Origin of the sequence: Kocuria sp. WN036 (genome assembly GCF_002287015.1) — a bacterium.
Classification (GTDB): Bacteria; Actinomycetota; Actinomycetes; order Actinomycetales; family Micrococcaceae; genus Kocuria; species Kocuria rosea.
In genome coordinates, this window is sequence record NZ_NSKF01000009.1 from 85,263 (window position 1) to 105,261 (window position 19,999).

At 72.5% G+C, this 19,999-nt stretch carries 18 protein-coding genes; 9 read left to right on the forward strand and 9 right to left on the reverse strand.

Annotation, left to right across the window (positions count from 1 at the left end):
• Positions 1-112: 112 nt before the first annotated feature.
• Positions 113-1,327 (reverse strand): MFS transporter, encoded by a 1,215-nt coding sequence (locus tag CK505_RS07795; protein WP_095650701.1) that lies wholly within the window; start codon positions 1,325-1,327, stop codon positions 113-115.
• A 185-nt stretch (positions 1,328-1,512) separates the two neighbouring features.
• Here CK505_RS07795 and CK505_RS07800 point away from each other — a divergent pair, with 185 nt between their 5' ends.
• On the forward strand, positions 1,513-2,334 hold the full coding sequence (locus CK505_RS07800; RefSeq protein ID WP_095650702.1) for a PTS sugar transporter subunit IIA: 822 nt from the start codon (positions 1,513-1,515) through the stop codon (positions 2,332-2,334).
• Between the two features lie 14 nt (positions 2,335-2,348).
• Entirely contained in the window at positions 2,349-3,896 is a 1,548-nt protein-coding gene (locus CK505_RS07805; protein WP_095650703.1) for a PTS ascorbate transporter subunit IIC, read from the forward strand.
• An 82-nt stretch (positions 3,897-3,978) separates the two neighbouring features.
• Here the strand turns inward: CK505_RS07805 and CK505_RS07810 are convergent, their stop codons facing one another.
• Together CK505_RS07810 and ald are read right to left on the reverse strand one after the other, a co-directional pair.
• On the reverse strand, positions 3,979-5,079 hold the full coding sequence (locus CK505_RS07810; protein WP_095650704.1) for an alanine racemase: 1,101 nt from the start codon (positions 5,077-5,079) through the stop codon (positions 3,979-3,981).
• Between the two features lie 86 nt (positions 5,080-5,165).
• Complete coding sequence (gene ald, locus CK505_RS07815; protein WP_095650705.1) at positions 5,166-6,287, reverse strand: alanine dehydrogenase; 1,122 nt, start codon at positions 6,285-6,287, stop codon at positions 5,166-5,168.
• A gap of 115 nt (positions 6,288-6,402) precedes the next feature.
• Between ald and CK505_RS07820 the strand changes: the two genes are divergently transcribed.
• Entirely contained in the window at positions 6,403-6,909 is a 507-nt protein-coding gene (locus tag CK505_RS07820) for an Lrp/AsnC family transcriptional regulator (RefSeq protein WP_095650738.1), read from the forward strand.
• A gap of 27 nt (positions 6,910-6,936) precedes the next feature.
• Here CK505_RS07820 and CK505_RS07825 read toward each other — a convergent pair whose 3' ends face one another.
• Positions 6,937-7,650, reverse strand: coding sequence for a TSUP family transporter (locus tag CK505_RS07825; protein ID WP_095650706.1), 714 nt, complete (start codon positions 7,648-7,650; stop codon positions 6,937-6,939).
• A gap of 382 nt (positions 7,651-8,032) precedes the next feature.
• Between CK505_RS07825 and CK505_RS07830 the strand changes: the two genes are divergently transcribed.
• The 3 genes from CK505_RS07830 (at position 8,033) to CK505_RS07840 (ending at position 11,363) form a co-directional block, all read left to right on the forward strand.
• Positions 8,033-9,412: an Nramp family divalent metal transporter gene (locus CK505_RS07830; RefSeq protein WP_095650707.1), complete on the forward strand. Its 1,380-nt coding sequence runs from the start codon at positions 8,033-8,035 to the stop codon at positions 9,410-9,412.
• Positions 9,413-9,489: 77 nt separating this feature from the next.
• Positions 9,490-10,689: an exo-alpha-sialidase gene (locus CK505_RS07835; RefSeq protein ID WP_095650708.1), complete on the forward strand. Its 1,200-nt coding sequence runs from the start codon at positions 9,490-9,492 to the stop codon at positions 10,687-10,689.
• Positions 10,686-11,363: an SDR family NAD(P)-dependent oxidoreductase gene (locus CK505_RS07840; RefSeq protein WP_217987532.1), complete on the forward strand. Its 678-nt coding sequence runs from the start codon at positions 10,686-10,688 to the stop codon at positions 11,361-11,363. The genes CK505_RS07835 and CK505_RS07840 overlap by 4 nt, the downstream gene beginning before the upstream one ends.
• A gap of 80 nt (positions 11,364-11,443) precedes the next feature.
• Here CK505_RS07840 and CK505_RS07845 read toward each other — a convergent pair whose 3' ends face one another.
• The 4 genes from CK505_RS07845 to CK505_RS07860 form a co-directional block, all read right to left on the reverse strand.
• Positions 11,444-12,211 carry an HpcH/HpaI aldolase/citrate lyase family protein gene (locus CK505_RS07845; protein ID WP_095650709.1) on the reverse strand — a complete coding sequence of 256 codons (768 nt, stop codon included), beginning with the start codon at positions 12,209-12,211 and terminating at the stop codon, positions 11,444-11,446.
• Positions 12,212-12,246: 35 nt separating this feature from the next.
• Positions 12,247-13,224, reverse strand: a complete 978-nt coding sequence (locus CK505_RS07850) for an aldo/keto reductase (protein WP_095650710.1) — start codon at positions 13,222-13,224, stop codon at positions 12,247-12,249.
• A 47-nt stretch (positions 13,225-13,271) separates the two neighbouring features.
• Positions 13,272-14,222 (reverse strand): phosphoglycerate dehydrogenase, encoded by a 951-nt coding sequence (locus tag CK505_RS07855; protein WP_217987533.1) that lies wholly within the window; start codon positions 14,220-14,222, stop codon positions 13,272-13,274.
• A 68-nt stretch (positions 14,223-14,290) separates the two neighbouring features.
• Positions 14,291-15,709, reverse strand: a complete 1,419-nt coding sequence (locus tag CK505_RS07860) for an Nramp family divalent metal transporter (protein WP_176475308.1) — start codon at positions 15,707-15,709, stop codon at positions 14,291-14,293.
• A gap of 191 nt (positions 15,710-15,900) precedes the next feature.
• Between CK505_RS07860 and CK505_RS18660 the strand changes: the two genes are divergently transcribed.
• Genes CK505_RS18660 through CK505_RS07870 form a run of 3 tightly spaced genes read left to right on the forward strand, consistent with a single transcriptional unit; the run spans position 15,901 to position 18,973 of the window.
• Positions 15,901-17,112 carry a four-carbon acid sugar kinase family protein gene (locus CK505_RS18660; RefSeq protein ID WP_217987534.1) on the forward strand — a complete coding sequence of 404 codons (1,212 nt, stop codon included), beginning with the start codon at positions 15,901-15,903 and terminating at the stop codon, positions 17,110-17,112.
• A complete protein-coding gene (pdxA, locus tag CK505_RS18665) occupies positions 17,109-18,152 on the forward strand; it encodes a 4-hydroxythreonine-4-phosphate dehydrogenase PdxA (RefSeq protein ID WP_217987535.1) in 1,044 nt (347 codons plus the stop codon). The genes CK505_RS18660 and pdxA overlap by 4 nt, the downstream gene beginning before the upstream one ends.
• A 35-nt stretch (positions 18,153-18,187) precedes the next feature.
• Positions 18,188-18,973 (forward strand): DeoR/GlpR family DNA-binding transcription regulator, encoded by a 786-nt coding sequence (locus CK505_RS07870; protein ID WP_095650711.1) that lies wholly within the window; start codon positions 18,188-18,190, stop codon positions 18,971-18,973.
• Positions 18,974-19,008: 35 nt separating this feature from the next.
• Here CK505_RS07870 and CK505_RS07875 read toward each other — a convergent pair whose 3' ends face one another.
• On the reverse strand, positions 19,009-19,977 hold the full coding sequence (locus tag CK505_RS07875; protein ID WP_095650712.1) for an NAD(P)/FAD-dependent oxidoreductase: 969 nt from the start codon (positions 19,975-19,977) through the stop codon (positions 19,009-19,011).
• Positions 19,978-19,999 lie beyond the last annotated feature (22 nt).

A 19,999-nucleotide genomic window follows, 5' to 3' on the forward strand; every position in this document is an offset into this window, starting at 1 on the left:
CCACGGATTAGCTGACACTTCTCTGCCCTAATTCGGCAGCCGGGGCCGCGTGCTCGGCTGCGCGGCCGTCCCGCGGTCCCCGGTGCCCGGCGGCGGGCTGCTCGTGGTGCCCCTATCGGCGGCGTCGCGTCTCCGCGACCGCCAGGAGCCCCCCGACCAGGAACAGCACGGTGGCGCCCAGGACGACCAGCAGTGGGACGGTCCACCCGCCGGTGCCGGAGTTCAACGCCCCGATCAGCGGCGGGCCGACGGTGGCGGCCAGGTAGCCGCTGCCCTGGATGCGGGCGGAGGTCGCCGCGGCCTCGGCGTCGGTCCGGACGATGCGCGCGACGATCGAGAAGATCGTGGTGAACCCCCCGCCCTGGGCGACGCCGCCGACGGCGGACCACACCAGGTAGTACTCGGGGGCGATCAGCAGCCCGACGGGAAGAGTGATCCACAGCGCCCCGATGACGGCCACCGGCGCCCACGCCGGGGCGCGGGCGGCCAGGAGGGGCACCCCGAGGGCCCCGGCGATGGCGGCGACCTGGAACAGGGAGGCCCCGGCCCCGGAGGCCGCCAGGCTCAGCCCGCGGGTGTCGGCCAGCAGGGTGGGCAGCCAGGCGGTGACGGAGTAGTAGGCGATGGCCTGCCCGCAGAAGGTCAGTGTCAGCCACCAGCCGATGCGCCGGATCTGCGTGGTGCCCCGGGCCTGCCGCAGCGCCCCGGTGGCCGTGTCGGGTTCGGCCGGGGCGGGGGTGGTGCGCGGCGTGCCGGCCCGGCGGCGCGCCACGACCAGCCAGAACACCAGGGCCGCCAGCGTCAGCACGCCCCAGGAGGCCAGCGCCCAGCGCCAGCCGACCAGCGCGGCGAGCGGGGCGGTGCCCAGGGCGGTGATCATCGACCCGAGATTGAGGGCGGCGGTGTAGGCGGCGGTGACCGTGGGGATCCGGCGCCAGGGGACGTCGCGGCGGATGATCACCGGGACCACGATGTTGCCGACGGCGATCGCAGCACCGATGACCACGGTGCCGGCCAGGACCACCGGGGCGGGACCGGCCGAACGGACCACGGTCCCGGCCAGTACCCCGGTCAGGCACACCAGGACCGCGGCCTCCGGGCCGAAGCGTCCGATGAGCTTCGAGGCCAGCGGGGTGGCCAGGGCGAACAGCAGCACCGGCAGCCCCGTGAGCAGGCCCGCGGTCGCCGCCGAGAGCCCGAGGTCGGACTGGAGCTGGGTGATCACCGGGGTCGGGGCGATGATCGGGGCGCGCAGGCTCAGTGCGACGAGCACGATGCCGACGACGACCCACGGCAGGGCGTGCGCGGGCACGGAGCGCTGGCTCATCTCGGTCCTCCCCGACAGTGCGGTGATCTGGTGCAGTGATCTCCTGCCGGCGGGGCAGGTGCTCCTGTCAGCCTGCCAGATCCGGGCCCGGCCTCGGGACGGGTTCCCCTGTTCCCGCATGCATCGGCCAAAATGAATGTGATGTGGATCACATAAACGGGCGGATATGAGATACCATGTCAGGTATGTCTCACCTCAGCCGGCTGCTGGACCTCGGATCGATCTGCCTGGACGAACCGGCGGAGGACTGGCGGGCCGCCATCGCGCTGGCCGGTGGACTTCTCGAGCGCCAGGGTGCCATCAGTGCCGAGTACACGCAGGCCATGATCACCAGCGTCGAGGAGAACGGCCCGTACATCGTGGTGGCGCCGGGCTTCGCTTTCGCCCACGCCCGGCCCTCGGAGGCGGTCCACCGCACCGCGATGTCCTGGGTCCGGCTGGCCCGGCCGGTGGAGTTCGGGCACGCGGCGAACGACCCCGTGACCCTCGTCGTCGCCCTCTCCGCGAAGGACCAGAAGGAGCACCTCCAGGCCATGCGGACGCTGGCCACGCTGCTGGGCTCGCCGAGGACCCGGACCGCCCTGGACGAGGCGAGGACCCCGGAGGAGGTGCTCGCCGTGCTGACGGAGGAGGCCCCGGCGCCGTCGGGACGACCGTCGACGACGGACGAGGCGCCGGCCGCGGAGCCGGCGGCGACGGCGGCGGAGACAGCCGCGGACAGCCGGAACAAGATCCTCACCGTCTGCGGCAACGGTCTCGGCACCAGCCTGTTCCTCAAGAACACCCTGGAGCAGGTGCTCGACCACTGGGGGTGGGGCAAGTACCTCACGGTCGAGGCGACCGACACCATCTCGGCCCGCGGCAAGGCCAAGGAGGCCGACCTGATCCTCACCTCCGGGGAGATCGCCCGCACCCTCGGGGACGTCGGCGTCCCCGTGAAGGTGATCGAGAACTTCACCAGCACCACCGAGCTCGACGCCGCCCTGCGTGAGCTCTACGACGTCTAGAAGCAGGTGTTCCCGTGAACTGGCTCGTCAGCATCCCCGAGTTCCTGGTCAGCGAGATCCTCGCCGTCCCGGCGTTCCTCATCGGCATCATCACCGCCGTGGGCCTGGCCGCCCTGCGCAAGAGCACCGGCCAGATCATCGGCGGCGCCATCAAGGCGACCCTCGGCTTCCTGCTGATCGGCGCCGGGGCCACCCTCGTCGTCGCCTCCCTGGAACCCCTGGGCGCCATGATCCTGGGCGCCACCGGCGCTCAGGGCGTGATCCCCACCAACGAGGCCATCGCCGGGATCGCCCAGGCCGAGTACGGGGCCCAGGTCGCGTGGCTGATGATCCTCGGCTTCGCCGTGAGCCTGCTGCTCGCCCGCTTCACCCCGCTGCGCTACGTCTTCCTCACCGGCCACCACGTGCTGTTCATGGCCACGATGCTGACCATCATCCTCGCCACCGCCGGGTACGGCAGCTGGGTGACCGTGGTGCTGGGCGCCGTGCTCCTCGGCATCCTCATGGTCTCCCTCCCGGCGCTCGCCCACCCGTGGACCCGCAGGATCACCGGCGACGACAGCGTCGCCATCGGGCACTTCGGCACCGCCGGCTACATCGCCGCCGGCGCCGTGGGCCAGGTCGTGGGGAAGAAGAGCCGGTCCACCGAGGACACGAAGCTGCCGGAGGGACTGCGCTTCCTCCGCGACTCCATGGTGGCCACCGCCCTGTCCATGGCCCTGATGTACGTGGTCCTCGCCGTGCTCTTCCTCGCCCGGGCCGGGACCGAGGAGGCCTTCACCGCGTTCGAGGGCGGCGCCACCGGGGTCGGCAACTACATCATGATGTCGATCACCCAGGGCCTGCAGTTCGGCGTGGCCGTGGCGGTCATCCTCTTCGGCGTGCGCACCATCCTGGGCGAGCTCGTCCCGGCCTTCCAGGGCATCGCCGCCAAGGTCGTCCCCGGCGCCATCCCGGCCCTCGACGCCCCGATCGTCTTCCCCTACGCGCAGAACGCCGTGCTGCTGGGCTTCATCTCCAGCTTCGTGGGAGGCCTGATCGGGCTGCTCGTCCTCTCCGTCTGGCTCAACCCCGCCATCGGCCTCGCCCTGATCCTGCCGGGGCTGGTGCCCCACTTCTTCACCGGCGGCGCGGCCGGCGTCTACGGCAACGCGACCGGAGGGCGTCGCGGGGCCCTCGCCGGCGGCTTCGTCAACGGCCTGATCATCACGTTCCTGCCCGCGTTCCTGCTCTCCGTCCTGGGCGCCTTCGGGGAGGAGAACACCACCTTCGGCGACGCCGACTTCGGCTGGTTCGGGATCGCCGTGGGCTCCGCCGCCAAGATCGGATCCGTCGGCGGCATCGTGGTCATCTCCCTGATCGGGCTCGGGGTGCTGGTGCTGGCGATCGTGGTGCAGCGCAAGGTGGTCGACGCCCACTGGGACCCGGCCGCCGGCCGCGCCTGGCCCGGGACCGCGGGCGCCCCGGAGACCGAGGACGCGGCGGCCCCGGGGGCCGCCCGCTCGTTCCCCAAGATCGCGCCGCCGAAGGGCGCGCCCGCTCCGCCGCCGCCCCCGCGCTGAGCCGCCGGGCCGGCTCCGCCGCAGCCTCGCGCCGATCCGCCGTGCCCGGGATCGTTCGGCGGGCGCCCGGCGGGCCGCGGGGTCAGGAGTTGCGGCCCCGCGCGGCCACGGTCCAGCGCTCCAGCAGGGCGCCCTCGCGCACCACGGCCACGTCGTCGACGAGGTTCATGGTCAGGCACACGTGGTTGGGGATGACGCGCAGGCGCTCGCCGAGGGCGGGCAGCGGGGCGTCCTCGGGCCAGACGACGGTGGCGTGGTGCTCGGACAGGGCCGTGATCCGGGCGTCCGGGTGGTCCATCAGCCGCCCGCAGCCGGTGGCCCAGGCGGGCCGGTCGCTGCCGAGGACCTTGCTGCCGGCGTCCAGGACGGTCCGCCGCGGCACCCCGTTGCCGCCCTCGTGCCGGCTGACCACGGTCGCGGCCACGGTGAGGGCGATGTCCTCGAGGGCGCACCGGCCGAGCTCCAGCTGCTGGGCGTCGCCGAAGACGTAGACCCCCGGCCGCACCTCCGTGGCCGTGGCGCTGTCGGTCAGCAGCGCACTGGGCGTGGAGCCGCCGCTGCGGCGCCGCACCTCGAAGCCCGCGGCAGCCAGCTGCCCGGCCGCCCGGTCCAGGGCCTGCTGCTCCTGCGCGGCCGCCTCGACCGGCATGCCCGGGGCGTAGCTGTGGCCCGGGAAGGTGAAGACGCCCTCCACGCGCAGCCCGGCCCGGGCCGCGGCCCGGGCGACGTCCGCGGCGTCCTCCGGGCGGACCCCGCTGCGGTGGTGGCCGCTGTCGATCTCCACGACCACGGCGACGTCCCCCGCCGCGCCCCCCAGCCGCTCGCCCATGACGGCGGCGGCCTCGGCGGAGTCCACCCCCACGCTGATCCGGGCCGCGGCGCTCAGCCGGCGCAGGCGCTCCGCCTGGCGCGGGCCGACCCACAGCGGGTACGCGACGAAGAGGTCCTCGGCCCCGTGCGCGGCGAAGACCTCGGCCTCCCCGAGCGTGGCCACGGTCAGCCCGGCCGCGCCGGCGGCGAGCTGCAGCGCCGCGATCTCCGGGACCTTGTGCGTCTTGGCGTGCGGGCGCAGCAGCAGGCCCCGCTCGCGCACGGCCGCGGCCATCCGCGCGATGTTGCGCTCGAGCACGTCCCGGTCGATCAGGACGTCCGGGGTGTCGACCTCGTCGGGGATGCGGTGCATGGGGCTCCTCGTGCCGGGATGCTGATCTGCTGCGCTCTGCCCATGCTAGGACCTGCGGGCCCACGCTCCCGGCGCGGGCGTGCGGCTCAGGCGGCGGGCAGCAGCTCCGACCGGTCGACGACCTCCAGGCCGTGGGCCTCGCCGACCGAGCGGTGCGTCACGTGCCCGGCCATCGTGTTGAGCCCGGCGGCCAGGGCGGGGTCGGCCGCCAGCGCCGCGGTGACACCCTGGTCGGCCAGGGCCACGGCGTAGCGCAGCGTGACGTTGGTCAGCGCGTAGGTCGAGGTGTTCGGCACCGCGCCGGGCATGTTCGCCACGCAGTAGAAGACGGTGTCGTGCACCGTGAAGACCGGGTCCTGGTGGGTGGTGGGGCGGCTGTCCTCGAAGCACCCGCCCTGGTCCACGGCGATGTCCACCAGGACGCTGCCCGGCTTCATCCGGGCGACCATCTCGTTGGTGACCAGCTTCGGGGCCTTGGCGCCGGGGATCAGCACGGAGCCCACGACGAGGTCCGCCTCGGTCACCGAGCGCTCGATCTCGAACCTGTTCGAGGCGACCGTGCGCAACCGGCCGGCGTACCGGTCGTCGAGCTCGCGCAGGCGGTCCACGTTCACGTCCAGGACGGTGACCTCCGCGCCCAGGCCGACAGCCATCGCCGCGGCGTTGGTGCCGGCCACCCCGGCGCCGATCACGGTGACCTTGGCCGGGCGCACCCCCGGCACCCCGCCCAACAGCACGCCCTTGCCCCCGGCGGGGGCGGTCAGGGCGGCGGCCCCGGCCTGGACGGACAGCCGGCCGGCGACCTCGCTCATGGGGGCCAGCAGGGGCAGCCGCCGGTCGGCGGTCTGGACGGTCTCGTAGGCGATGGCGGTCACCCCGGACTCCAGCAGCGCCGCGGTGAGCTCGGGCTCGGCGGCCAGGTGCAGGTAGGTGAACAGCACCAGGCCCCGCCGGAACCGGTGGTACTCGGAGGCCACGGGCTCCTTGACCTTCAGCACCAGGTCGGCGCGGGCCCACAGCTCGTCGGCGTCGGCCACGAGCTCGGCCCCGGCGGCGGTGTAGTCCTCGTCGGGGATGCCCGAGCCGGTGCCGGCGCCGGCCTCCACGAGAACGCGGTGGCCGTGGGCGACCAGTTCGTGGACCCCGGAGGCGGTGATGGCCACGCGGTGCTCGTTGTTCTTCACTTCACGGGGGACGGAGACGATCATCGGGGTCCTTCTTCCGCAGGAAACGTAGACTGGGTGGAATCAAGCTACGGTTTGCGGCCGTGTCCGTGGGCTTTTTCGCCGATCCTTCGGCAATCGACCGAGAAGTGGCGGAATGATGGACAATGTGAGCCACGACACGCGGCGCCCGTCGCAGGATCTGCGCCCGGCCCCCGAGCTGGACGATCTCGACCGGCGGCTGCTCGCGCTGCTGCGGGAGAACTCCCGGGCCACCAACCAGGCGCTCAGCGAGGCCCTCGGGGTGGCGCCGTCCACCTGTCTGGCCCGGATGAAGGGTCTGCAGCGCTCGGGCGTGATCCGCCGGTTCACGGTCGAGGTAGACCCCCGGGCGCTCGGGAGCACCATCGAGGCCCTCATCAGCGTGCGCCTGCGGCCCGGCGCCCGGCACCTGATGTCCGCGTTCGGTGAGGGGCTGAAGTCGGTGCCCGAGGTGTCCCAGTTCTTCTTCCTGGCGGGCTCGGACGACTTCCTGATCCACGTCACGGCGCGGGACACCGACCACATCCGCCAGTTCGTCCTCGAGCACCTGTCCTCCAACCAGGCGGTGGCGGCCACACAGACCAGCCTGGTGTTCGAGCACGTCCAGGGGTCCGTGGAGATCTGAGCCCTGAGCCCGGGGTGCCGCCGCCGCTCAGAGGGCCTGCACCAGGACGAGGACCGCGCCGAGCGTGGAGGCCCCCAGGCCCAGGCGGCGCACCAGCCTGCGGTCGATCCGTCGGTTGACGGGTCCGGAGAGCGCGAAGCCCAGCACCATGGCCGGAGCCAGGACGCCGGCGAAGACCAGCGTGCGCCGGTCGATCGCCCCCACCGCCGTCAGCGCGGTCAGGGACATGAGGGCGCCGACCAGGAAGAAGGCGCTCATGGTGCCCCGCATCCGGGCCCGCGAGGAGCCGTGCCAGACCAGGGCCATGGGCGGGCCGCCGATCGACGTGGCGGTTCCGAGGAGACCCGACGCCGCACCGGCCGCGGCGACCGCCGCGGGGCGCGGGCGGGGCTGCCAGCCGCACACGCTCAGCAGCACGGCCAGCAGGACGGTGCCGGCGAGCGCCAGGGCCAGCGCCTGCGCGGGCAGCGCCGCCACCAGCAGGGCGCCCGCCGCGGTGCCGGGGACCCGGCCGAGCAGGGCCCAGCCGGTGCCCTTGAGATCCACGGAGCCCCGGTCCCGCACCACGCCGAGCACGGTGACCCCCGTGGCGAGCAGGATGAGGGAGCCGGGCAGCAGCGAGGGGTCGAACAGGGCGACGACCGGAGCGGCGAGCAGGCCGAGGCCGAAACCGATGGCGCCCTGGAGGCACGAGGCCACGGTCACCACGAGCACTACGAGGGCGAGCTCCATGCCGGTCATCGGGCACCTTCCGGTCGAGGGGGGAGTGCGCAGGTTGCGTGCAGACGGGCGCACCCCCACAGTATTGCGCGTTTCGCGCAACATGTCGCCCCGGGTGTGTGGAATTGCCGGGTGCGCCGCCCCGACGAGTGCGCGGTCCCTGCCGCGTACTGTGCGCGTTGAGCCGCGCAAGCAGGGTGCAGGCGCTGAGGCCGCTCGCCGGACACTCCGGAAAAATCCCCGTCTCGTGTTGCGCACATCACGCAGTTGTGCCAGGATCCTACTCAGATCGCGCAAGCAGGTGATCGGCATCACGTCGACCCGTCCTGGTGGCGCACCGTCTGAGTTCACCCGCCCGGCGCGCCCGAACCGCCCGCAGTGACGTTTCGCAAGGAGACCGACCATGTCGACGAAGACCCCAGCCGCACCCTCGCCCGCGCAGCTCTACCCCGAACAGCACGCCCTGCCCAAGGGCCTCGGTCTGGTGACCTCGCTCGGGCCGGGCCTGGTGCTGGCCATGACGTTCCTGGGCACCGGGGACCTGGTCAGCTCCTCCGTGTCGGGGGCCAACTACGGCTACGCACTGCTGTGGACGCTGATCCTGTCCTTGATCGCCCGCACCTTCATCATCTCCGCGATCGCCAAGTACACGCTGATGAACCGGTTCGGGGACACCCAGATCCTCGAGGGCTTCAAGCGCATCCTGCCCTGGTTGCCCGGCTTCATGGCCGTGGTGGTGCTGATCGCCGGCTTCGTCACCCAGGCGACCTTCCTCAAGGCCTCCGCGATCGGGCTCTACCAGCTGACCGGCGGCAGCTGGGGCGGGTCCTGGGGCAACTTCGTGTGCGCCCTGGTGGTGATGGGGGTGACCCTGTTCATGGTCACCCGCAAGCGGTCCTTCGTCATCCTGGAGTACTTCGCCCGCTTCGCCTCGGTGGCGATGATCCTCGCCTTCCTCTACGCGCTCGTGCAGATCGGCCACTTCGACGTGGGCGGCTTCGTGCGGGGCATGGCCTTCGAGATGCCCCCGAACTCCCTGGACAGCGCCTTCGCCCCCATCGTGATCGCCAGCGCCACCATCGGCACCATCGCCGGCAACATGCCGAACATGCTCTACTCCGGGTTCATGAAGGACAAGGGCTGGGTGGGCCCGCGCTACCGCCGCATCCAGCAGCTGGACCTCGTGGCCGGGATGGCCCCGCTGCTCGTGATCAACCTGCTGTTCTGGATCGTCGCGGCGGAGTTCTCCCGCGACAACCCCGGCTTCGTGATCAACACCGAGCACGACCTGTCGCAGATGATGAACCTCGCCGTGGGTCCCATCGGGCCCATCCTGCTGTGGCTGTGCATCTTCCTGGCGGCCATGACCAGCTTCCCGCCCCAGTCCCGCGGCTTCGCCCAGCTGGCCGTCAACGGCATCCACCTCAGCACCCGGGGCGGCCAGAAGTTCCTCGGCGGCCGCGACGAGCAGGACCCCCTGTTCAAGAAGATCCAGGTCATCGGCTTCATCGTCCTGCCCCTGCTGGCCTCCCTCCCCGCGGCGCCGAACCTCATCGCCCTGAACATCGTGGGCACCAGCGTCTCCACGGTGCTGAGCCTGCCGTTCATCGTCGTCGGGATCCTCGTCCTGACCGGCAGCAAGAAGTTCATGGCCGACTACGCCGTGAACAAGTGGTGGCAGACCGCGCTGCTGGCCGTCCTGGGGATCATCGCCATCGTGGTGGGTTTCCAGATCGCGATGAACATCCCGGACATGTTCGCCACGGCCTTCTCGGGCGAGTAGCACCCCACCCGCTGGACCTCTCGCACCGCGGGAGGTCCAGCGTCCGTTCCACCGACCAGAAGAGGACACCCCCTGCCATGAGCACCACGACCGGCGCCTACGACACCATCACCACCGACGGGCGGCTGCGCCCCGAGGGCGACCTCACCTATGCCTATCTGCCCGCCCCCACCGTGCAGAGCCACGCGGCCAACCTGATGACGCTGCCCGACGGCCGGCTGGGCTGCGTGTGGTTCGGCGGCACCCAGGAGGGCGTCCCGGACATCAGCGTGTGGTTCTCCACCCTCGCCCCGGGCGCCGAGGAGTGGTCCGCGCCCCGGCAGCTCTCCGACGACCCCACCCGTTCCGAGCAGAACCCGATCCTGTTCCCCACCCCCGAGGGCGAGCTCTGGCTGCTCTACACCGCCCAGCACGCCGGCAACCAGGACACCGCGGAGGTGCGGCGCCGGATCTCCTCCGACAGCGGCGAGACCTGGGGCCCCGTCGAGACGCTGTTCCCGCCGAGCGAGGCCGGGGGCGTCTTCGTGCGCCAGCCCCCGGTGGTGCTGTCCTCGGGACGGTGGATCATCCCCGTCTTCCGCTGCCTCTCGGTGCCCGGGCGCAAGTGGGTGGGGGACCTCGACGACAGCGCGGTCATGATCTCCGACGACGCCGGGGTCACCTGGCGCCAGGTGCTGCTGCCGGACAGCACCGGGTGCGTGCACATGAACGTCCAGGAGCTCGCCGACGGCACGCTGCTGGCGCTGTTCCGCAGCCGCTGGGCCGATGCCATCTACTCCTCCCGCTCCCGGGACGGCGGCGAGACGTGGGACGCGCCCACCCCCACGGAGCTGCCCAACAACAACTCCTCCATCCAGTACGTCCGGCTCGCCGACGGCCGGCTGGCCCTGATCTACAACCACCGGCGGGCCGAGGCCTCCACCGAGCGGCGCCTGTCCCTCTACGACGAGATCGACGACGACGGACTGGCGCCCGAGCAGGCCGCCGCCGTCGAGCCGGTCCCGGTGGACGGCGAGCGCACTGCGTTCTGGGGCACCCCCCGGGCCCCCATAACCCTCGCCCTCTCCGGTGACGAGGGGCGCAGCTGGAGCGTGCTCCGGGACCTCGACGTGGGGGACGGGTACTGCCTGTCCAACAACTCGCGGGAGGGGCTGAACCGGGAGTTCTCCTACCCCAGCATCCACCAGGGCCCGGACGGGGCGCTGCACATCGCCTACACCTACCACCGGCAGGCCATCAAGTACGTGCGGCTCGAGCTGGACCGGGCCGGGGTGTGAGGGCGCCGCACGCCCTGGTCACCGGGTGCAGCTCAGGGATCGGCCGGGCCGTCGCCCAGGAGCTGCTGGGGAACGGCTGGCGGGTGACCGGGCTCAGCCGGCGCCGGCCGGAGCTGACTGGTGACCTCACATGGCGGCACGCCGACCTCTCCCGGACCCGGGAGCTGCGCTCCGCGGTGGCGGACGTCGGGCCCCTGCGTGCGGTGGTGCACGCCGCGGGGTTCCAGCGGGCCCAGCCGCTGGGCGGGATGCAGGACGAGGACCTGCGGGGCATGCTCGCCGTCCACGTCGAGGCCGCCTCCGCGCTGGTGGACACGCTCGCGGACCGGATCGAGGACGGGGGCCGGATCGTGCTGATCGGCAGCCGGACCGCCACCGGGGCGGCCGGCAAGAGCCAGTACGCGGCCACCAAGGCGGCCCTGGTCGGCATGTCCCGCAGCTGGGCGATGGAGCTGGCGCCGCGGCGGATCACCGTCAACGTCGTCGCCCCCGGCCCCACCGACACCCCCATGCTGCACGACCCCGGCCGCGCGGCCGTCCCGCCGGCCGTGCCGCCGCTCGGCGAGCTGGTGGACCCCCGGGACGTGGCGGCGCTGACCGGGTTCCTGCTGGGTCCGCACGGCAGGTCCCTCACCGGTCAGGTGCTGACCGTCTGCGGCGGGGCCTCCCTGTAGGCACTGCCGATTCCAACGGCGTCGACGACGAACGGAGGGCCTGCCCGGGATCCGGGGCAGGCCCTCCGTTCGTCGTCCGGTCAGCCGCGCGCGGCGTCGAGGTGCTGCCGGGCCGCCTGCTCGAGGTGCGTGAGGTCCGAGGCGATCGTGACGAAGGTGAAGCCCTGCGCGATGCGCTGCCGGGCGATCTCACCGGCGGGGGTGTGGATCGCCGGGATCTTGCCGGCCGCCCGGGCCGCGGCGAGCACGCGGTCGATCGCGGCGTCGAAGACGTCCTTCACCTCGGGGTCGTTGGGGAACCTCCCGCCGACGGCCAGGCACAGGTCGGAGGGGCCGATGTAGACCCCGTCCACGCCCTCGACGGCGCAGATCTCCTCCACGTTCGCCAGGCCCTGCGGGGTCTCGATCATCACGAGCACCAGGACCGCCGCGTCCGCCTCGGCCGGCACGGGTCCCACCCGCAGGCCGGAGCGCATGGGGCCGTAGGAGCGGGTGCCGGTCCCGGGGTAGCGGGCGGCGCGCACGGCCGCCGCGGCCTCCTCGGCGGTGTCCACCATGGGCACGATGACGCCCCGGGCGCCGGCGTCGAGGGCCTGGCCGATCACGGCGGCGTTGTTGGCCTCGACCCGGACGATGCCCGCCGGGCCGTGCCCGGCGTCGACCGCCATCAGGTTGTGCAGGATCCCGGAGTAGCCCATCAGGCCGTGCTGGCCGTCGAGGGCGATGTAGTCGTAGCCGGTCATGGCCAGCCGCTCGTTGGAGATCGGGGAGTCGAGGACCGACCAGTAGCCGAGCGTGACCTCCTTGTTCCTGGCCTTGCGGATGACGTCGTGTGCGGGGTGGTTCACGGGAGTGCCTGTCTTTCGGTCCGGTGGGTTCGGGTTCAGCGGTTGTAGGCGGGCATCGGGCCGCGCAGGGCCGAGCCGACCCGGTCGCAGGCCTCCAGCACGGAGTCCTCGAGCGGGCCGCGGGCCAGCACCTCCAGGTTCGCGGTGAGCTGGTGCGGCTTGGACCCGCCCAGCAGCAGCGAGCCCGTGGCGGGACGGGAGACCAGCCAGCGCAGCGCCAGCTCGATCAGCGGCATCCCGGCGTCGTCGGCGATCCGGGAGAGCTGGCCGACGGCGTCGAAGAGCTGCTCGTCCCAGTACCTCTCCTTGTACATCTCCGCGAGGCGGGAGCCCTGGAACCGCCCGTCCTCCGGGGCGGCGTCGAAGCGGTGCCTGCCGGTGAGCAGGCCGCCGCCCAGCGGGTTGTAGACCATGGTGTGCAGCCCGGTGGTCCGGGCGAACTCGACGTACTCCTCCTCGATCCGCCGGGCCAGGAGGTTGTAGAGCTGCTGGGCGACGACCGGGCGCGGCGCCCCGTTGCGGTCGGCCGCCGCGTTGACCTCGGCGATCTGCCAGGCGGCGAAGTTGGAGACCCCCAGGGCGCCGATCCGGCCCTCCTCGACGAGGGCCGCGACGGTCTGCATGGTCTCGTCGAGGCTCGCCCGGCGGTCCGGCTGGTGGAGGTAGAAGAGGTCCACGCGCTCGGTCCGCAGCCGCCGGAGGCTGCCCTCCAGGGCGAGCCGGAGGCCCCGCTCGGACAGGGGGGAGTGCGCCCCGGCGTCGGGGTGCGGCATGCCCGCCTTCGTGGCGAGCACGACCCCCTCGCGGCGGCCGGCCAACAGGTCGCCGAGCATCGTCTCCGTGGCGCCGCCCGCGTAGCCGTTGGCGGTGTCCACCGCGGTGACGCCGGCCTCCAGGGCGGCGTCCAGCATCGCGGCGGCGGCGTCCCGCTCCACGGTGTCGCCGAAGGTCATGGTGCCCAGCACCAGCGTGGACATCGGGGTGGCAGTGCCGTTGAGGTGGACGGTCTCCATGGTGTGGGTCTCTCCTGGGTGGTCGGGTCGGGACGGAGTCGATGTCGTCATACGACAGCGTTGAGGGGTTCCTCGCCGTGCAGGACACGGGCGATGTCTGCCACCACCATGGTGCCCATGGCGGCATTGGCGCGGTCGGTGTAGGCGCCGATGTGCGGCGTGAGAAGGACGTTCGGAGCGGTGAGCAAGGGGGCGTCCCGAAGAAGCGGCTCGCTGGCGAAAGCATCGAGTGCGGCTCCCGCGAGATGCCCTTGGGTCAGCATGGTCGCCACGACGGCCTCATCGACGAGTCCGCCGCGCGCGGCGTTGATCAGATAGGAGCCCTGCTTCATGGAGCCCAGGAGGACGGCGTCCAGCAGCGCGGTCGAACCAGGGGCGCCGGGCATGTGCAGACTGAGGAAGTCCGCACCTGCCACGCACTCGGCCAGCTCGACCTGGCTCACACCGTGGGTCGTGAACACTTCTGCGGGAAGATAGGGATCATAGGCGGCCACGGTCATGTCGAAGGCATGGGCCCGTTTGGCGACCGCCTGGCCGATGCGGCCGAATCCGACGAGTCCGAGGGTGCGCCCGGCCAGCTCCACGCCGGGGAACCGGTCCCAGCGCCCGTCCAGCATCGACAGGTGCGCGGGCACGAGCCGTCGGGCCACTGCGATCATGGCGCCGAGCGTCAGGTCCGCCACCGCGCCGGAGTTGGATCCGGGCGCGTTGACCACACGGACGCCGGCCGCCGCGGCCGCTGCACAGTCGATGTTGTCCACGCCCACGCCGTGCTTGGCCACGACCTTGAGGTGAGGAGCAGCGGCGAAGACCGCGGCGTCGACGGTGTCGAGGCCGACGATCAGCGCGGAGCTCCTCGCGACCTCGTGGGAGAGCTGTGCCGCGTCGAGGGGGTGCACCCCTGAGGGCGACCGGTGGCTCAGGCCGGCCCGGGCCAGCGCCTCCCACGGCTCTGCGGACTGCTTGCCGAAGCTGGGCGTGGTGATCAAGACCTCCACGGGGATCCTCTCGTCCGTTGTGTCAGGGGTTCTTACGACGCGCGGTCTGCGCATCGTGGGCACGTCGGTCACTCCAGGCCGAGGCCGAAGAGTTCGAGGCCCGAGTAGATGCCGATGGAGGCGATCGCGATGCTGCTTAGCATGAGTAGCACGGTCCAAGCCGGGCTGCTGCGGAAGCGCCGATCAACCTGGCGGCGCAGCACCCACACAGCGATGACCACGGCGACGAGGAAGACCGCGGAGGCCATGCCCCCGATCATGACCATGATCACCGGGGACTTGATCACCAGGAAGCTGGCCGCCCAGATCAGTGGCATGACGACGGTGAGCGTCGAGATGATCCGTCGACGTCGGGCGACGTCCTTCCAGTCGAAGAAGCCGAGGATCGCGAGGGTGTTGGTCCACAGACGCGGCACGGAGGCAGTCGAGGCGATCAGGGTGGAATAGAGGACACCGAACGCGCCGATGAGGAAGATCCAGTGCCCGGCCGGGCCCATGGTGTCCGTGTACATGCGGGAGAGGGTGGCGATCATCTCGTTGCCCGCCGGGACCAGGCCCTGGGGGTGGAGGACGGCAGCACCGATCACGTAGAAGGACAGCGTGCACAGTGTGCATATGACCCAGGAGACGAGCACGTCGAGGCGCATGACCTTCATCCACCCCTCGGCGCGGCGAGCGCGTTCCTCGGTGCCGTCCTCAGGGCCGGTCCAGCGGGCATAGCCCTTCTCCAGGCACCAGTAGGTGTAGGTGGTCATCTCGTCGGAGCCCACCCCGGTGAGCCCGAACATGGCGACCGCGAAACCCAGGGCCCCGGCAGGCAGCGAGAAGCTCAGACCGTCCATGAGCTCGGACCCCCCATAGGCATACGGGGTGAACGGGAGGCCGAGCGCGAGGGCCACGGTGATGAGCGTGAAGATTACGACGGCCACGAATGCTGCTCGCTCCACCACGCCGTACCGACCACTGATGAGCAGTGTGATCACCGAAGCCATGACGACGACGGTCCAGAAGACGAGGGAGGGCATCTCCAACGGTTCGCTGCCGACGGGGAACATGATGGACGCCGCCGCCACGGCGCCGCCGATGATGCCCCCGCGCTGCAGGACCTTGGCGACGTCCATCAACACCCACAGGAAGTTGATCCAGCTGCCGCGCTGCGTGCGCGGACCGACCTGACTGTAGCCCTCCAGCGCGGTCTTTCCGGAGAGGATGGCCCACTGAGCCAGTTCCATCTGCACCCACACCTTGACCCCGGTGGAGATGATCACCAACCACAGCAGGACGAAGCCCGCCTGAGCCCCCAGTGCGGTGGTGGTGATGAGCTCTCCGGAGCCGACGACGGCGGCGGAGAGGATCAGTCCGGGGCCGAGGTAACGGGACCGGCCTCGAAGAGTGCGGGGTGGTTCCCGGACGTCCTCCGGGCGAAGCTCGTACGGATCCGCCAGGTTCAGTCGGCCCGCCGCGCGGGTCTCGGTGGTGCTGGACACAACAGTCTCCCTCGACGTGTTGGATGGGTCGGCAACGCATGCCCACAACCGGTGAGGTCCGTTCGTCGTGCTGGCGCGTCCCGGAGCCGAGAAGTTGTGGTGTCGCGTCGGTCACGTTTCCACACTTGCGCAAAGTGCGCAACTCCCTTAGCGTGAAACACGCAAACAAACGAAGATGAGGAGGTGCCGGAATGCGGATGCTCGCCCTGGCCGACGACCTGTCGGGCGCCGCCGAGGTGGCGGCCCTGCTCGCGGGACTGCCCGACCGCTCCGCGGCCGAGGATGCGCGCGACGTGCAGGACTCGCCGTCCCGGTCGGTCACCGTGCACCTCACCGTGCCGGCGCACGCCGCCGGGGACGACGACGTCACGGTCGTGGACACGGACAGCCGCCGCCTCCCGGGGGGAACCGCCCGGGAGCAGCTGCGCCGGGCCCTGGCCGCCGCTCCCGCGGGCAAGGGCCGGCAGCTGTTCCTGAAGTTCGACTCCCTGCTCCGCGGCCCCGTCGGCCCGCAGCTGCAGGGGGCGCAGGACGTGGCACCCGTCCTGTTCTGCCCGGCCGTCCCGGCCCTCGGCCGCACGGTGCGGGACGGGGTGCTGGTCGTGGAGGGAGTCCCTCTCTCCGAGACCGGGCTGTGGCACGCGGAGGCCCGCCCGCCCGCCGCCACCGTGGCGGAACAGCTGGCCCCGGCCAGGACCCGGCACCTCGACCTGGCGACGGTGCGCGGCCGGCACCTGGCGGTCGCCCTGCGGCGGAGCGCCGAGGAGGGGGCCGTGGCCGTGTGCGACGCCGAGTCCGCGGCCGACCTGGACCGGATCGCCGCCGCCGGCCTCGCGCAGGGCTTCGTCCTGGCCGGCGCCGCGGGCCTGGCCGCGGCCGCCGCCGCCCGGCTCCCCCTCGGGACCCCGCACGCCGGCGGGTCGCCGGCACGCCCCGCGCGCCGGGACACCCTCTTCGTCCTCGGCACCGCCAGCAGCGCCGCGCGCCGGCAGGCCGATCTGCTCGAGGCCGCCGGCGTGCCGGTGCTCCGGCTCCCGCCGGACCGGGTCGCGGACCACCCCGTCGACGAGCACGGCACGCTCGCCGTGCTCGTCGAGGGCCCCGTGGACCCGGCCCGGGCCGGGGACGTGACGGCGGCGCTCACCGCCCTGGCGGTGCGGCACCACGGCGACCGGCACCTCGTGCTCAGCGGCGGGGAGACCGCCCAGGCGGTGCTGACCGCGCTCGGCATCACGACGCTCCACCCCCTCGTCCAGGCCCACCCGGGAGCGGTGGTCAGCACGACCGCCGGCGGGCGCCTCGTGACCACCCGCCCCGGCAGCTACGGGGCCCCCACCAGCCTCCTCGACATCCTCACCGCCATGCAGTCCCTCCAGCACTCCACCCGAAAGGTCCCCTCATGAGCACCGTCTCCGCCTCCGTGGCCACCGCACCGCACCGGCAGGACTCCGCCTCGAGCCTCCCCTACGTCGCCGTCACCATGGGCGACGGCGCCGGGATCGGTCCCGAGGTCACCGTGGCCGCCGTCGTGGAGGAGTCCATCCTCGCCGAGTGCCGCCCGGTCGTCGTCGGTGACGCGGCCCGCCTGCGCGCGGCCGCCCGGAGCATCGGCGCGACCGTCGAGATCCGCTCCGTCGAGGACGTCGAGGACGCCGTCTTCGACAGCCGCACCGTCAACGTGATCGACCTGGGCCTGTTGCCCGAGGACCTCCCCTGGGGCGAGCTGTCCCCGGTGGCCGGGGACGCGGCCTACCAGTACATCAAGGTGGCCTCCGAGCTGGCCATGGCCGGGAAGGTGCAGGCCATCTGCACGGCCCCGCTGAACAAGGAGGCCCTGCACGCCGGCGGGCACCTCTACCCCGGGCACACCGAGCTGCTGGCCGCCCTCACGGAGACCGAGGAGGTCTCCATGATGCTGTCCACCCCGAAGCTGCGGGTCATCCACGTCACCACCCACATCGGTCTGATCGACGCCGTGGCCAGGATCGAACCGGGCCTGGTGCAGCGCACGATCGAGCGCGGGCACGAGGCGCTGGTCCGGGCCGGCATTCCTGAGCCGAAGATCGGAGTGGCGGCCATCAACCCCCACGCCGGGGAGAACGGCCTGTTCGGCTACGACGAAGAGGCCCAGAAGATCGCCCCGGGTGTGGAGGCCGCCCGCGCCCACGGCGTGGACGCGGTGGGCCCGCTGCCCGCCGACACCCTGTTCTTCCTGGCGGGCCGCGGCGACTACGACCTGGTGGTGGCCATGTACCACGACCAGGGGCACGGGCCCGTGAAGGTCCTGGGGATCGAGGCCGGCGTCAACATCACCGTGGGCCTGCCCGTCATCCGCACCTCCGTGGACCACGGGACCGCGTTCGACATCGCGGGCAAGAACATCGCCGACTCTCGTAGCATGGTCGAGGCACTCCACCAGGCCGCCGAGATGGCGACCCGCTGACCGGACGAGCCTCCCGAGGACGAGCGGAGCCCCCCATGACGTTGCCGGCGAAGGCCAGGCGCGAGCAGATCTACGACCTGGCGAAGACCAGCGGCCTGGCCTCCGTCGAGGAGCTGTCGGCCCGCTTCCAGGTGACGGCCTCGACCATCCGGCGGGACCTCGCGCTGCTGAACGAGCAGGGGCGGCTGGCCCGCACCTACGGCGGCGCCATGCCCCTCGACCCGCACCCGGAGGCGTCCCTGCGGCAGCGGGTGGGGGAGGCCTACGAGGAGAAGCAGGCGCTCGCCCGCTGGGCCGCCGCCCGGGTCCGCCCCGGGGAGCACGTCCTGCTCGACGGCGGGTCGACGGTCGGTGCGCTCGCCCACCGGCTGCGCGGCCACCAGGACCTGGATGTCACCACCATCGGGATCAACACGCTGCAGGAGCTCAACGGCTGCCCGGGCATCCGGCTGTTCTGCCTGGGCGGGCAGCTGCGGGAGACGAGCCAGAGCTTCTACGGTCCGCTGACGGAGCTCGGGCTGGACCGGATGACCTTCGACCGCGTGTTCCTCGGCGCCGACGCCGTGACGGCCGAGCACGGGATCTGCGAGGCGGACCACCTGCAGACCCGCCTGAAGGAGATCATGGCCGGGCGCAGCACGCATGTGTACGTGCTCGCGCACGGCGCCAAGATCGGGCTCCGCCCGTTCCACGCGTGGGCGAGCCTGCCGCTGCCCTGGACGCTGGTCACCACCCCGGACGCCCCCGCGGACCAGGTGGCGGAGATGCGGGAGCGCGGCGTCGTCGTCGAACTGGTCGAGCCCCACCCGGCGCGGAACTGACCGGGCGGGCCGTCCCCGCGCCGCCCCCTGGGCCCTCAGGCGCGCCGGGGCGTCCCGGGCGCGCCTGAAAGGCGGGCCCGCACGGCGGCGGCCGCCTCCTCGGCGACGAGGTCCGCGTTGATCGCCGCGGCCGCGCCGACCCCCGCCCCCGCCGCGGAGGAGACCATCGCCGAGAGGTCGCCGGCGTTGCCGGCCGCCCACACCCCGGGGATCCCGGTGGCGCCCATCGGGCCCGTGGCGATGAGCGCCCCGGCCGGGTGGTCGGTCAGGGTGTCGCCGAGCTGCTCGTACAGCTCGGCCCGGGCCGCGAACCGGGGCGCCACGACCAGGGCGTCCACCGGGACCTCCCGCCCGTCGTCGAGGACCACGGCGCGCAGCACGTCCCCGTCGGAGCGCAGCCGTTGCACGGTCCCCTCGACCACCCCCACCCCGAGGGCGGAGAGCTGCTCCCAGGCCTCGGGGCCGGGATCGGGCATCCGGTGCGGGAAGAAGGTGACGTCCTCGCTGAGCTGCCGGAACAGCAGCGTCTGGTGGATGCTCATGGGTCCCGCGCCGAGCACGCCGATGCGCCGTCCGCGGACCTCCCACCCGTGGCAGTAGGGGCAGTGCAGCACGCTCCGCCCCCACAGCTCGGCCACGCCGGGCACGTCGGGCAGCTCGTCGACCAGTCCGGTGGCGAGCAGCAGCCGCCGCGCGCGCAGCACGCCGCCGCCGGCGAGACCGACCGTGAACCCCTCCTCCTCCGCCCGGGCGGTGACGGCGCGGTCCCGGAGGATCTCCGCCCCGTACTGCTCCGCCTCCCGCCGGCCGGCGGCCAGCAGCTCGAGCGGCGGGATCCCCTCCCGGCCGAGGAGGTTGTGCGCGCCGCCGGCCGGGGCGTTGCGGGGTTCGCCCGCGTCCACCACGACCACTGAGCGCAGGGAGCGCGCCAGGGCGACGGCGGCGCTCAGGCCGGCCGCACCGCCTCCGACGACGACGACGTCGTACGCGGAAATGCTGTTCATGGTCTGTTTCCTCTCGTGTTGG